The sequence below is a fragment of the Acinetobacter sp. 1000160 genome (assembly GCF_000588715.1).
Classification (GTDB): Bacteria; Pseudomonadota; Gammaproteobacteria; order Pseudomonadales; family Moraxellaceae; genus Acinetobacter; species Acinetobacter courvalinii.
The window spans coordinates 151,081-166,579 of record NZ_JFWP02000002.1 but is presented as its reverse complement, the minus strand read 5'-3'; the positions used below and the strand labels follow the sequence as shown (position 1 = coordinate 166,579).

Here is a 15,499-nt window from a genome sequence, read left to right as displayed (position 1 = left end):
TAGATTAAAGCCCCATATATGATGGGGCTCTTTTAAACTTAAAATTTAATCTTGTTCATTTATTATCTTTCAGCATTGTCAGTATGACTGATTCTATCCCATGTTTTTCCATCAAACCGAATCAAGTGCTTATAGCTAAGGACCCAAAGAACTCCATCTTTTTCCTCAACAGAGATGACCCCTTGTATATCACTTAACTCAGGAACGATGGAGTATTCCGAATCTGCATATTTATATAACCCCTGCTCGCAAGCTATGTAAATCATTTCTTGATAAAAAGCTGCATTATAAAAAGTCGAATTTATACTTCTATTTTTTAGACTTTTAAATCCATCATCTATATTCCCTTTCAGAAGTGCGCCATCTTGCCCAGTAATTAAAATATTTTTCCCATCTGGACATAACGTAATCCCATACAATGCAGAGGTCGCAATTCGATTAACCTCTATCCAATTATTACCATTAAAGAAGGCCATAAACCCAGCTTCTTTTTGTGTTCCACACATATATAAAGCATTGTTATTAAATCCATTTATATCATAAAAGCATCTATTAAAAGCTAAGTCATTTTCATATTCTAAACAGGATAAATCCTGATTTTTCAATTCAATTGGGTCTTCCTCTAACCCTATTCCGATAGATTTCCATTCATTCTGGTTATTCTTATAAACTTGACTTCCATCTCCACAAGCATAAAGATCACCATTAATTACACGGACATGATTAAATTGCCCATAAATTTTTTCCTCTAATTTATACCTAATTTCTTGATGTTCATTATTATTTTGTTGAAATATCCCAACATCCCCTTCTTGATCAAGTGAAATAATGGAAGGTTCACCCTCTCTACTTTGATAAGCAACTGAAATAACTTTCCATCCTTCCAAATCCAAACATGACCAGTTTTGCTGTTCTAAATGTTTATAAATTATTGTTTTACTAAAGCAATCCCATGTATCCAATCCATCAACATTTGCTGATAAACAGAAACTATGGGCGCTAATAGCGCATCCTGAAGTAAATGTAATAGAATTTTTCATATATTTGATCTAATAAATATAACCATATCATTTTTTAAAAATATAAAATGACATAAAAAAAGCCCTTACGGGCTTTAATCATCTTTTCCTAAACCTTGCTCGTCCACAAACTTACCAATATCGAGCATCATTCTTGGCGTATCAAGAGAGGCTAACAATTGTAGATGTGAAATAATTGGTAGCTTGCGTACATTCTCTAGTTTAGCTTCCCCACCTAGAATCAAAGCGGGTTCAAAACCAAACATTTCATTCGGTTTTAATACACCATACTTTTTGACGGCTCTATCAAAAAGAGGTTTGTTCTTCCAATCATTTATATCTAAATTATCTTTTTCTTGTACAAGAATAAATGTTCTAATCAGACTATCCCAGTCCTCTTGAGAACTTGGCTCCATTTTTGGAAAAATCTGCGATGTAGTTGAAGAAATTGTTAAACATCTCCCATGAATTGTTCCCCACACACTTAAATCACCAAAAGCTGTTCGGGCAATCACAAAGTATTCCTCATGAGAAGGCAGTTCTACATGTTCTAACCAAGCATCAAGTACATCTTGATAGTCATCAGGATTAACTAACCAAAACAAGCCATTTCCCCAACCAGAGAAACCAAAAGCTTTCCAATATTCAAGTATCTGATTAGGTAATTTCCCTTTAAACTTAGCTAATATTTCCTCAGAAACAGAAATAGAATCAATAGGAGGGCCAAACCCTTCATCATTATAGAAGTAGTCAAATGCCTCATCCATAACATATTTTTCAGTCATTCTCATTACTCCTTACAATCTGGACTAGAATCTAATTTTACATTCATACCGGTAGTATTTCTTTCACTTTCTGGTATTTGTCGAGCAGCTGTATCTAAAGCTTCAACCTTTGACTTCCATTGACTGCCAATAGAAGAGTTAACATTTTTCAGCCCCACTGCTTTATCTTTAATCTCATTCCGTCCACTAGCAATCTGATCTGGATTATGAAGAGCAGCCATTTCATTCATAATTCGTCCAGATTTGGCTTTTGCTAATCTTCTAGCTTCAACTTCACTAATATTTGGATTTTGTTTTTTATATTCCCCTAAGTATTTTTCTGTCAAATCATTTCCATATTTTTTTCTGGCTGCTTCTGCTGGACCACTACCACCACGTCCTTTATTGTCAAATGCATCTCTCCCCTTTAAATAATCTTCAACAGACATCTCATTCAGACCCTTTTGTTGATTATCTAATTGCCACTGCATTTCTTTATCTAAATAGTCTTTTGATGATAACCCTGCACTACTTTTTGGATAACCTTCATTAGACATTTTAGTTGCACTAGAATGGGCTTTTTTGGTATTAACTGTCTTAAAGCAAATCTTTTTTTCCTTCATCTTTTTAGTGACAGGTTCTTTCACTTTTGGCTGATGTACATTTTCAGGCGTCTTAGTACCTGATGCACTTTTATTAGATGCGCCTGCTGTATGTACTACATTCGCTTTTGCAGTCTGAGGGTATGAAGGTCTAACCGTTTGTGTTGGTGTAGGAACGGGCTTTACCTTGGTTCCAACTGTAGCATAAGCAGGTTCATACTTGACCGATTGCTTTAATAAGTCCTGTAAATGTTCGTCAAACTCTTTAAAGCCCTGTTTAATTTTGATCGCTGATTTCTGAATCATTGAAATTAAAACCGCTTCAAATCGCTCCATTCTTAAGTAAATAGATTTGGCCCATCCTAAGCCCATCCAATTGATCTTTGCGCCGTAACTCAACAATGACTTAACACGTTTGACCAAACCAAGTAATTGATTAAGTATCGAGGTAATAATATTCGTAACAGCGCTAGCGTAATCTGAGTACTTTATCTTCTTCAATGTTGGAACTACATTGCCCTTCATAAAGCCATTGAGCTTAGAAATAATCGTTGCTAAATGAGGCGTTCTTTTAATAAGAAAAAGTCCTACACACTTAACAACATTTCCAATTTCGCTTCCGATAGCCCCACCAAGAACACCACCAGCTCCTGCACCTGGAGCGGCACCAACGCCTCCAAAAAATGCACCTCCAGCACCGCCTGTTGCAGCACCTGTCGCAGCAGTCGCACCAACTAAAACAAACGGTAGCAAATAAACAGCTAAAAGCATCCACTCCTGTACTTCATCTTGTTTCTTTGGATCATTTAGCATCCTCATGATAACCGCGATCGCATCTCGGGCACTAAATACAAGAACCGTCCCGGGAACAAAACCTGCGAGCATTTCAGTTACAATGACAGAAACAGGACGTTCATCTGTATTGAACTCACCATAAATGAAACTTTTAACCCAGCTTTGAGCGCCATCCAATGACTTACCATATTCTGCGATAAGTTCATTCAGCTCCTTCTCTACCCATTGTGCGGTTTGATTAAAATTGGATTGCAAACCATTGATAGATTGATTAAAGCTTCTCTGAAGCTGATTTTGGTAACCACTAAGTGTCTGTAACATATCCATAATTATTCTTCTGATTGATCGTCTACAAGTGGAAGTACAAAAATTTCAGTTTTAAATAAGTTATCTAACTCTTGCTCAAACTTCATTTCTAATGCTGACTCCAATGGATTTCTGTCATCACCATATTCGATAACAGCACGTCCATTTTTTTGATCAGCGTAAAATGCCATACCATTTGAATCCGTTTTACCTTGTTGCGTAGTTCCATCAGGTAAATGAATTGTATAAGGGATGTTAGGGCTAGGTGTCCCATCTGCATATACCTTTCTAAATTCAAGCAGATTCTTAGGCATTGAAAGAGCTGGAAAAATTGGCAAATTCTGTTTTACTGTACCTCCACCCATAAACAAATGCTGCCCCGCCTTCACCTCAAACTTGCCACCTGTGGTCGGAAAAATCCCTGAACCATTCAGCTTGAGTTGCGAACCTTGCGCAGTAAATACTATTTCTTTAGGACTGGTAATTTCTATACGATCTTCGGTCGAAATAATCTGAATCCCTTGCTTGGCAAGTAAGTCCATGCCATCCGATTGAACATGTACCTCAAACTTACCTTTGGCGGCGACCTGCTTGATGCCATTCTGCGCTGCAAACAGGCTAATCCTGTTCTGAACATGAGCAACCAGATTCTTTTGCGTACTCAGGTTAATGCTATCGCCCGCAATCTGATTGATCTGCCCATCTGCTGAAAGATGAATGTCTTCATTAGTGCTGAGGCCAATTCCGGCAGGTGAGTTCAATAGCAATAACGCTTTTTCAAATTTTGCGATCTTGTCCTGAATCTGATCAGCAAAGTCTTTTAGCTGATCAAGTGATTCAATTTCATCGGTTTGCTGGTTCTTGGCAACTTCACTTAAAGCTTTGGCATTGCTTTGGTTGCCTTCGATCTGTTGCTTGGCTGGCTGCGCATCGAGGTGTTCGCCTTGCGCCTGATCCTGTTTCTGCGTACTCAGCAACAAACCTTGCCCTGCACGAACCGCACCCCATTGATCGGTACGCAATTCAAAACCTTCACCACGATCTTCACTCTCAGCCTTGTCTTTGGGATGGCTGAGTTTACCGAGATTCAGTTGAGTGGCAGCATGACTGCTTTGTAGTTGCGCGCTGATTTGACCCGTAGTGTCATCAAAACGCAGTTGGTTAAAGCCTTCGCCTTGATATTCTTTAGATTTAATCCCGGCCAGTTTCTTGGTATCCGGCAGCTTGCCGGCCTTGTCAAATCTGGTTGGACTCCGTTGTGCTTCATGAATCCGCCCCACCACATAGGGACGATCAATATTACCGTCAAAGAAATCAATCACCACGATCTCACCAATTCTTGGCAAGAAACGTGCGCCGTAGCCTTCACCTGCCCACGGCGTCAGTACATCGATCCAGGCAGAATCAGTATCATTATCATTGGCACCTGCGCCACCATCATGACTATGGTCCTCTGTACGGGTAAACAGGAATCGAACTTTAATCCTTCCCCATTCATCGACATGGATTTCTTCGCCACTTGGCCCCACCACTTTGGCGCGTTGCGGATACGCTTCGGGACGATGCTGCTGAGGATTATATGCCGGAACGATCTTGATCTGACGGCGTTGTAGTGTGAGCTGATTGGCTTGGCGTTCTTCTGTGTTACCTGTATTGAACTGTTTAGGTTGCCACTGACTCTGTGCCAAGAGCTGATCAATTTGCTGATGCAGATCTTTAGGCAAGTTGTTTTGATTATAGAAATGCTTGGCTGTAATCAGGAATTCCTTGTCTGCCCCATCATGCTGATCAATTTCAGGATGGTCCTGCAACTCAAACCAGTAGCCCACTTGTGCGTCACGTAGAGTCGATTGGGCAATAAATTGCTTGGCCTGTGCATTATGGTAATGACTGAGATTTTGATTGAAACGTTCAACCTGTTGATTACCTGAAGGTGTTGCACCATCTTCCTTGTTCAGGTCTTGCATCCATGCAGGCGTAAAGTGCCATGCATCTTCCAGCGCCAAGCGGGTTGCATCATGCTGTTCTGAATGTTGCTGCGTGGTAAGGACCGAACCGGTGCCTTCATCCATATCTAAAGCATCAGGCTGCCAACGGTTCACATACACCGAAGTCGGTTGTAAGGAACGGTTGCCGATAAAACTGGTAATCGAGTCGAATTGTTCCGTTGCACTGCTACGATGGTACTGCACCTTGCGCCGATCCAGTGCCTGATACTGGGCATTGTCATCAATCAGTCTTAATCGCTGCGGCTGAATGCTGCTATTTGAATTCGGTACTATCAGTTGCGCTTCATCAATCAGCCAGTTGATCCCTTCACTACGCATCAGGCGGGTCAGAAAATCATAGTCGCTTTCATTCTGTGACATGATAAATGGGCGAATATCGTAGTCTTGACTCAGCCCGCTTAAATCTAATGTCAGACTGGCGGCAAAGAGCGGGCTTTTCTGTTGCCATTCCTTAAACACCAGTTCAACAACGTCCCGCACACTTTTATTCATGAATACACGGGAGTTGCGGCGTTTATGCCACAGTGCCGTCGGATCTTGCAAAGTCAATTTATAGACCGTCAGGCTACCATCCGATTGTCCTTGCAATGCTTGAGTAATAATGCCGGTGGTACGGAATAGTTGGCCTGTATCTGTGACCTGATCAACGGCAACCTGACTGCCAATAAATTGTTTGAGTGGAATGGTAGCATTGGTCGACAGACAGATGAGTTCAGCTTCAACCCCGGCATTGATTTGATGTTGCCCATCGATACGCTGCAAAAAGACTTGCGTATTTAAATCTTGATTGGAAAATAAAATATGTAAGGCACGTTTTTGTGCAGTAAGCCCTAAGCTGTCTAAGGCTTGAAATATATTGTTCAACATCTTGTTATAGGCTTACGCTTAAATTTAGTGCATTTTACAAAGTATCGCGTTGCTCTGTCTATACGGTTCTGTCTATTTGTGACAATTTACGTCACTGAATTCATTATGCCTGAGTCGCTCCAATCAAGATCAAGCTTAAAAATAAACAAGCCCACCATGAGATGAGCTTATTCATCCGATAAAATAAACTAACAGTTGCCCTTTTTGGCTTGTCCCGGAGGACAGAAACGACCATTGCCATGCCCGTCATAATAACGGCCATCATTGAGTCGTCCTTCCGGATCCACCACAATACTTCCTTCACGGGTATGTACAGCACAGGCAGTCAGTCCCAAGCTGCCCAACAAAGTCACGACTAATAAAAAATATTTCATAATCCACTCCTTTTTAATAAAAAAATAAAATTATTTTGTCCACTTTTCAATCCAGATTTTGTTATCAATATTTTTTGTATGATCTGTCACTCAAGTGCCTGTACAGGATACTGCTATTGAGGTAAAAGGGCGTAAGGACGAGACGCTAAGCATGGATGCGAGATCATCCAGTATGTATGTCATCTCCCTGAGATATAAGGCTAACTTACGCGATAAAAAAGTAGATTCTCATCGTGCATTGCCATATTCCTGATTGATGAATATCGGCTTGATTCGCTCTAGACTAGAACTCAGCGGCAACACGCATGCTGCAGCTAAGCGAATGACTTACATCTGGCGTTAAATTTCAATCTGGCTTCCCAACTCGACCACACGGTTGGTTGGAATATGATAAAAATCACTGACAGCACTGGTATTACGTTGCATCGAAATAAATAAACGCTCACGCCAAGGTGACATGCCTTCCCCCACGCTATGTACAATACGGTCACGTGAAATAAAGAAGCTGATTTGCATTACATCATATTCAAACTCTAATTGCTCATAGGCCTGAACCAAGGCTTGCGGTACATCCGGCTCATCTTTAAAACCATAGAAAATCTTGATGCGATAAAAATGCTCATCCAGGGTTTCAACGCTAATCCGTTGCTGTTGGTCAACGAAAGGTACATCTTCAACCACGACCGTTACCAGAATGTTGCGTTCATGCAACACTTTATTATGTTTAAGATTATGCAGCATCGAATGCGGGACTACATTAGGCGTTCCTGTCAGAAACACGGCATCGCCCGGTACACGAGGGACACTATTCCCGATACTTTTCACAAATAATTCCAGTGATAAGGTATCGTGCTCAAGCTTGGCAAAAGTAAGCTCCCGACCTCGCTTCCAGGTCATGAGAATGATCATTGCGACAGCACCAATTAATAACGGCACCCAACCCCCTGAGAATATTTTTAAAGAAGCCGCAGCAACCAGAACCGATTCAAGAATGAAAAATGGAATGATAAGCAGAAATACTTTCGGTAAGCTCCATTTCCATCCATAGTAAATAAAGACTGCCACCAAAATAGTGTCACACAACATGGTCAGGGTAACCGCAAGCCCATAGGCGCTAGCCAGATTTGAACTGGTTTTAAAAATCAAAATCAGCACCACGATGGCAACCAGCAGCAACCAGTTCAGAAAAGGTACATAGATCTGGCCCGCCTCCTGATCAGAAGTGTGCTTGATACTTAACCGAGGTAAATAACCCAACTGGATTGCCTGACGTGCCAGAGAAAATACACCGGAAATAACCGCCTGCGACGCAATCACAGCTGCCATGGTGGCGAGTATGATCATCGGATACAAGGCCCAGCCCGGAACCAGCAGATAAAAAGGATTTTCAATTGCAGTAGGATTACGCAACAGCAAGGCGCCTTGTCCTGCATAGTTTAAAACCAGACATGGAAGAACCACACTAAACCATCCAAAACGGATGGGTTGAGCACCGAAGTGTCCCATATCTGCATACAGCGCCTCGCCCCCTGTCACGGTTAAGACTACAGCGCCCATGATGAAAAAAGACTGTACCGGATGGGTAAAGATAAACTGTATCGCCCAGTGCGGACTAATCATCCCAAGCACCAAAGGCGTCTGTATCACGCTGACAATCCCGAGAATACCCAGTGACAGGAACCATAGCAGTGTAATCGGGCCAAAGAATTTACCCACAAAAGCGGTGCCCTGTTTCTGCATTAAAAATAATGTCAGCACGATGACCAGCGCGATCGGCACAATAAAAGGATCCAGCACATTCGTGGCAATAGATAAGCCTTCAACGGCCGAAAGTACGGAGATGGCCGGAGTAATGATCCCGTCGCCAAAAAATAAAGAGGCGCCGATAAAACCAATCGCAATCAGATAAATCTTTTTATGATCGGAGATTCTGGCCTTGCGAAGGTTCAAGGCCAGTAAAGCCATGATGCCACCCTCGCCATTGTTGTCAGCACGCATCACGATGGCAATATATTTAATGCTAATAATCAGCATCAAGCACCAGAAGATAATTGAAAGAATCCCCAAGACATTGCCGGGCTGAATCGCCAGTCCATGCGCGGCATGAAAAGACTCTTTTAAGGCATATAAAGGACTGGTCCCAATATCCCCGAAAACCACGCCTAATGCAGCTAATGCCGTGGCAGGCAATGCTGTCTTTTTTACAGTACTTTGCATATTCAATGTTCTATATCAGGTTATGGCAGGCAATATTTTTAATGACGCGTGTTGTAACTGAGCTCGGTTTATATGGATTTTGCCAGTGCTCAACTATTTTATTGCTTAAGCATCTGCTGGATTTCGATCGAGCTATAGCCTCTTTCTTTTAGAATCTGAACCATCATTCGTTGTATTTCAACAGATTCCTCAGGATACTTTTCAACCAAAGCCTCGGTTGTATAACCCGTAAAGACACTTTTTTGATTAAGAAGCATGTTATGCAGGTGATTACTTTGACTATCGGTATTAAATAAACCCATTAACCTACCTATAGGAACGATCTTCAAAATGATATTTTAGTAATCTTCAAAACTCGGCGGCGTAAAATTTGCGTAAATTTTTTATTCTATTGACCCTATTCTTAAATCAGCAGCATCTATTTATTATTGTAGCCAGACGACTCTAGGTTTCCATTGACCGACTTAAATTTAACGCTTGTTCGAGACTTCTCAATTCAGCAGAGCCAAATTCATTTAAAGCATGCGTTAAACTCAATCAGCCCAAAAAACGTAAGCCAACCCCTGCAATGGTATAAATATATTTGGGACTGAGGGCTGAATCGCCAATTTTTGTTCTGAGTTTTTTCACCAGGATCCTCAGATAATGAGTGTCTTCTTCATGAGTAATACCCCATAACTCGGTCATGATCTGTTTCTGCGTCACAATCTTGCCTTGGTGACGAATCAACAGCGCCAAGAGCTGAAATTCTTTTTTGGTCAAGGTAATTTCCTGACCTGCCAATTGCGCCGTATGCTCGGCGACATCGACCCAAAGCTGGCCATCATTAAAGACAATATTTTGCTCTAAGTGCTGCGGTTTATTGCGGAACATCACCCGGATACGGGCACACAGCTCCTGAATACTAAAAGGTTTGGTGACATAATCATTGGCACCGGCATCCAGCAACCTGATTTTTTGATTTTCATCCGGCCGCGCAGATAAGACGATCACAGGAATATCCGACCATTGCCGTAATTCTGTCAGCACTTCTTGTCCTTCCATATCGGGTAAACCCAGATCAAGAATCAGCAGATCTGCACCACGGCTCGCCAGACTTTCCAGTCCTTTGCCCCCATTCTCAGCGACATGGACCGAATAGCCTTGCGCGCGTAAGGCAATATCCAGAAATTTTCGAATTTGCGGCTCATCATCAATGATGAGAATAGAGGCATGCTGATTGAATGTGTGTGGCATAAAGAATGATTTTAATCCTGATGAAGTGGTAGGCGTATTCTAATTAAAGTCCCTTGAGCATGAGCTCCCGCTAAAGCTTCTATGCTGCCCATATGCGCCCCAATAATCGCTTTTACAATGGCAAGCCCTAAACCTGTTCCTGTTTTACCACGATCTCCACGTTGCATGGTATAGAACATATCAAAGATTTGTTCGCGTTCTTCTTCAGGAATGCCCACCCCTTGATCCATAATATCAATCTGAAGCGCGTTTTCCTCCTGCCGAATCCGTATTTCAACTGGCACATGATCTGGTGAAAACTTGACTGCATTTTCCAGCACATTAAAAATCGCCTGTTCGATCAAGGCAGGATGCACATACAGTTGCGGCAAGTCTTCCGGAATCTGAACTTCAATACTGACTTGGGGTTGATAGCGTTTCAGTCGCTGGGTCGCTGAACCAATCAGTTCTTCCACCGCAATCCAGTCGCGACTCAAGCTTAATCCCTGGTGTCCGAGCCGGGTCATATCCAGCAGGTTTTGAATATAGCGGTCCAGTCGTTCCCCTTCGACATGAATGGTGTCCAGTAAACTTTCACGATCTTCTGCGGATATCTGTCCGGCATAGTATTTCAGGCTATCCGCCGAACCGATCATCGCTGCCAAAGGCGAACGCAGGTCATGCGAGACCGACGACAATAATGCCGAACGCAATTTTTCAGTTTCGGCGACAATGCGGGAGTTTTCCAACTGCAAAGACAACTGCACCCGCGACGTGGTTTGGGCAATATCATCGATCATCAGTTCAGCCAGCCGCTGCTGCTCAAAACTGATGGTTTCCGTGTTTTGACTGAACCGCAGTGCAATCACACCATAACCGCCGACCAGATTCAGCGGATTAAACCACCAGTCCGATTGGGTTAAGGTATTGGTAAACCGTCCAGAGGCTTTGGCATTTTTCTGGGTCCAGTTTGCTGCAATCTGGTCTTTTTCATTCAATACACTGCTATCGCCTAATTCCTGCTCTCCGATTCTGAGCCAGACCGTCGCTGTTAAACAGCTCTCTAAATGTTGCTTGGCAACATTCATCACTTGCTCAATATCAACACAGCTAGACAGTTTACGTTCCAATTCCTGCATTTGTAAGGAAACCGAATTGGCTGCACGTAAACTCAGCACCTGCGCACGTAATTGATTGGCTAAACGCCCAACCAGCAAGGCTGAAATAATGAAGATAATGATGGTCATGACCCCACGCTCGGCACTAATTCGAAGCGTAAATCGTGGTTCAATAAATAAATAGTTATATAACAAGAAGCAAATCAGTACACTCAGAATGGTAATGAACATTCTGGCGCGCATCGCCACGATCAGCACGGTGACCACAAAGATTAAAGCCAGCTCGCTATAACCGATAAAATGATCACTCACGGTTGCCGCAATCAAGCCAAGTAAAACAATCAAAATGCTTTCGATTATCTCGCGCGGATTGAAAGCCAGCCCCTGTTCAAACCAGGATGAGCGGACATGATCACCCTGTGACCTGGCCTGATGATTTTGAGTTTTTAACGGTTGAACAAAGGTAATCTCAAAAGGATGCTGCTTTTCTAACAGCTGATCGGTAATATGGTCGGAAAACAGGCGTTGCCAGAGCGACTTGCTTTGACTTTTCCCCAACAAAATATTGGATGCACCATAATCATAGGCTGCCTGCAAAATGGCCGATGCAATATGATTGCTATACAGCAAATAGGTATCGGCCCCCAGTTTTCTGGCTAAATTAAAGGCTTTAGTCACTGCAAAGGCTTGGGTATTGGCGTTTTGGCTCTTTTGGATCGAGATTACGCTCCAGCTTGCATTGCGTCGTTCTGCAATACGATGCGCGCGTCGCACCAAATCTTCAGAAAACGCTGAACCGTCAATCGCCAACATGACATGATTTTGAATCGGGATGATCTGTCCCTGCGCAACAAACTTTTCCCGATAATCAATCTCAACCTGCCCTGCAACAGTCTGAATCGCCAAATCACGTAAAGCGGTTAAATGGGCAGGCTTAAAAAAACCCTGTAATGCATGGGGGGCAACATCGGCTAAATAAATCTTGCCATGGTTCATCCGCTCTAATAGCTCAGGTACCGGCAAATCGACCAGACGAATGTCTTTCAATCGCTTGAATAATGCGTCGGGAACGGTCTCAGCCACCCGAATGCCCGTAATCTGGTACACCACATCATTCAGGCTTTCCAGATGCTGAATGTTTAAAGTGCTATAAACATCAATTCCTGCATCCAGCAATTCATTAACATCTTGCCACCGAAATTCATGCCGACTGTTCGGTACATTGCGATGTGCGAGCTCATCCACCAGCACGATTTCAGGCTTTATTTTGAGGATCTGGTCAAGGTCCATCTCTTCCAATCGGCGGCCTTGATATTCTACCGCCTTTCGTGGAATTACATTGAGACCTTGAATCAGGCGTTCGGTATCAGACCGACCGTGGGTTTCAACCACGCCCACCACCACCTGCTGCCCTTGTTGCATCAGTTCATGGGCCCGGGACAGCATGGCATAGGTCTTGCCTACACCTGGTGCAGCTCCCAGGAAAATGGTCAAACGTCCAGACTGTTCACGTTGACTATGCGCCAACCATGCATCTGCTTTGTTATTGCGGTCAATCTGCATAAATATGACTCTATCAACGAGATGTAGATGACAATTGATCTAAGGCCAGATTGAGCTGTAGCACATTGACCCGCGCTTGCCCATAGACACCGAACTGGGCCGGCTGAATCTGTTGTTGCACCAAATCCCGCAATTGTTGCTCTGCCAAATGGCGTTGCCCTGCTACGCGTTTCACCTGTAACAAGGCACTTTCAGGTGAAATGTCCGGATCAATCCCGCTGCCTGATGCAGTGATCATCTCATTTGGCACCTGTTGCTCTGAAATATGATGACGATGAGCAAATTGCACGGTTCTTTGCTTAATCTGTTGTTGTAACTCTGGATTGGAAATTGCCAAATTACTGCCTGCCATTGCATCGACATTGTAACTTACCGCACTGGGCCGGCCATGAAAATATTGTTCACTGTTAAAAGGTTGTCCAACTAAACGCGAACCTACAATTGTTCCATTTAACTCAATCAAACTACCATTAGCCTGCGTAGGAAAAATCAGTTTCGCGATAGAAACACTGGCCGTAGTGTACAAAAGTCCAGCCATTAAAAATCCCACCAAAACAAGCCCCATACCCGGACGTAGCATTGATTGAGCTTCGGTTGATAAGGGCAGATTTTCTAATGTATTCATTTTCATCTCCTAAATCCACAATGACACAACAAGGTCAATCAACTTGATCGCAATAAACGGAAAGATCACGCCGCCTACGCCATAAATCAGCATATTACGGCGCAACAGTTGCAAGGCACTGGCAGGTTTAAACTGTACCCCTCTTAATGCCAAAGGGATTAACATCGGAATAATCAAGGCATTAAAAATCAAGGCTGAAATCACCGCACTGCTCGGACTGCCAAGTTGCAGAATATTCAGCACCGCAAGTTGTGGAATGGCTACCGCAAACAAGGCAGGCAGGATCACAAAGTACTTGGAAACATCATTGGCCAAAGAGAAGGTGGTTAAGGCACCCCGGGTAATCAATTGCTGCTTGCCAATTTCCACCACATCAAGCAGTTTGGTCGGATCGGAATCCAGATCCACCATATTGCCCGCCTCTTTCGCGGCCTGCGTGCCCGAGTTCATGGCAAGACCAATATCCGCCTGCGCCAAGGCAGGTGCGTCATTGGTCCCATCACCCACCATCGCCACCAGTTTACCCGCTGCCTGTTGTTTACGGATACATGCCAGTTTATCTTCAGGTTTGGCCTCTGCAATATAGTCATCCACACCCGCTTCTGCTGCAATCGCGGCGGCAGTCAACGGATTATCACCTGTCACCATGATGGTTTTGATGCCCATCTCACGTAACAGTGCGAAGCGTTGATTAATCCCTGATTTAATCACATCCGAAAGCTCAATCACGCCCAGAATGCTATGATTTGAAGCCACCACAAGCGGTGTCGCCCCTTTAGAAGCCACTTGTTCGACCCGGGTTTTAAGCTCGATGTTGTCTTTGATCTGTTGATGGGTAAAGTTCAGAATGGCGTCGACAGCACCCTTTCGAATCTTTTGCCCATTGGCCAAGTCCACCCCAGATAACCGTGTCGACGCACTAAACTGGATAAATTCTGCATCTTTTGGCTCCTGAATGCTTTCACCCAGTTCTTTCCCTAGGCTGATGACCGATTTGCCTTCAGGGGTGGGATCCGCAAAAGAAGTCAGCATGGCTGCTTGACGCAACTCGGTGGCTGTTACGCCGGCCAATGGATAAAAGGCGGTAGCCTGACGGTCTCCATAGGTGATCGTTCCCGTTTTATCCAGCAACAGCACATCAATATCACCCGCAACTTCAACGGCTTTCCCTGACTTGGCCAAGACATTGGCTTTTAAAGCGCGGTTCATTCCTGCAATCCCGATTGCAGGCAACAAGCCCCCAATCGTGGTTGGAATCAGACATACCAGTAGTGCGATCAGCAATACCATGCTAATTTTAATCCCGACCATAGACCCAATAAAAGGTAAGGTGATGACCACCACAATAAAGGTGATGGTCATGATGTTGAGCAAAATACTCAGTGCAATCTCATTCGGTGTTTTCTGGCGATTGGCCCCTTCAACCAAGGCAATCATACGATCCAGAAAGCTATGACCAGCTTCATTGCTGACACGAATAACAATCTCATCGGACAGAACCTTGGTGCCGCCAATTACCCCTGAACGATCGGTATGGGCTTCACGCAATACCGGTGCGGACTCACCAGTAACAGCCGATTCATTGATGGTGGCAAAACCCTGAATAATCTCACCATCCGCAGGAACAATTTCACCAGCTTTCACGATAACGAGATCATCTTTTTTGAGTAGATTGGCAGCAATGGTATTCGGTACCGCATTTAAATCGAGGATACGATTTGCAGTTAAATTTTCACGCGCCTGCCGTAAAGATGCAGCTTGTCCACGTCCTTTGGCCTCAGCAACAGCTTCTGCATAATTAGCAAATAACACCGTGACCAATAAAATCAGACTGAGGATCAAGCCAAAACCAAGACCGGCATGACCCAGCAAAGTCGCAACAATCGTTAAAATTGTTCCTACCCAGACACAGGCCATTACCGGGTTTTTAAAAGCATATTGTGGCAACAACTTATGAAAGGTCTGTTGAATAATTTCTTTATTCAAAATATCCATTTGTTGTGTCGCATGAGAATGTTTCATTGT

The 15,499-nt window shown here is 43.5% G+C and carries 11 protein-coding genes; all 11 read right to left on the bottom strand.

The genetic code is table 11. The features are described 5' to 3' along the window. Positions 1-62: 62 nt before the first annotated feature. Positions 63-1,040 (bottom strand): hypothetical protein, encoded by a 978-nt coding sequence (locus J699_RS14140; protein WP_032866481.1) that lies wholly within the window; start codon positions 1,038-1,040, stop codon positions 63-65. A gap of 74 nt (positions 1,041-1,114) precedes the next feature. Beyond that, positions 1,115-1,804 carry a GAD-like domain-containing protein gene (locus J699_RS14145; protein WP_032866479.1) on the bottom strand — a complete coding sequence of 230 codons (690 nt, stop codon included), beginning with the start codon at positions 1,802-1,804 and terminating at the stop codon, positions 1,115-1,117. Between the two features lie 5 nt (positions 1,805-1,809). Then, a complete protein-coding gene (locus J699_RS14150) occupies positions 1,810-3,507 on the bottom strand; it encodes a polymorphic toxin type 15 domain-containing protein (RefSeq protein WP_032866476.1) in 1,698 nt (565 codons plus the stop codon). A 2-nt stretch (positions 3,508-3,509) separates the two neighbouring features. Next, the gene (locus J699_RS14155) at positions 3,510-6,362 is read right to left on the bottom strand and encodes a type VI secretion system Vgr family protein (protein WP_032866472.1); all 2,853 of its coding nucleotides are present in this window, start codon (positions 6,360-6,362) and stop codon (positions 3,510-3,512) included. A 188-nt stretch (positions 6,363-6,550) separates the two neighbouring features. Beyond that, on the bottom strand, positions 6,551-6,736 hold the full coding sequence (locus J699_RS14160; RefSeq protein WP_009514884.1) for a hypothetical protein: 186 nt from the start codon (positions 6,734-6,736) through the stop codon (positions 6,551-6,553). 339 nt (positions 6,737-7,075) lie between these two features. After that, the gene (locus J699_RS14165; protein ID WP_032866469.1) at positions 7,076-8,953 is read right to left on the bottom strand and encodes a potassium transporter Kup; all 1,878 of its coding nucleotides are present in this window, start codon (positions 8,951-8,953) and stop codon (positions 7,076-7,078) included. Between the two features lie 98 nt (positions 8,954-9,051). After that, a complete protein-coding gene (locus tag J699_RS14170; RefSeq protein ID WP_032866467.1) occupies positions 9,052-9,255 on the bottom strand; it encodes a hypothetical protein in 204 nt (67 codons plus the stop codon). A gap of 235 nt (positions 9,256-9,490) precedes the next feature. Beyond that, entirely contained in the window at positions 9,491-10,189 is a 699-nt protein-coding gene (locus tag J699_RS14175; protein WP_032866466.1) for a response regulator transcription factor, read from the bottom strand. An 11-nt stretch (positions 10,190-10,200) separates the two neighbouring features. Next, positions 10,201-12,849, bottom strand: a complete 2,649-nt coding sequence (locus J699_RS14180; RefSeq protein ID WP_032866463.1) for a sensor histidine kinase — start codon at positions 12,847-12,849, stop codon at positions 10,201-10,203. A gap of 13 nt (positions 12,850-12,862) precedes the next feature. After that, the gene (kdpC, locus tag J699_RS14185; RefSeq protein ID WP_032866461.1) at positions 12,863-13,474 is read right to left on the bottom strand and encodes a potassium-transporting ATPase subunit KdpC; all 612 of its coding nucleotides are present in this window, start codon (positions 13,472-13,474) and stop codon (positions 12,863-12,865) included. Between the two features lie 9 nt (positions 13,475-13,483). Next, entirely contained in the window at positions 13,484-15,496 is a 2,013-nt protein-coding gene (gene kdpB, locus J699_RS14190; protein ID WP_032882730.1) for a potassium-transporting ATPase subunit KdpB, read from the bottom strand. Between the last annotated feature and the right edge of the window lie 3 nt (positions 15,497-15,499).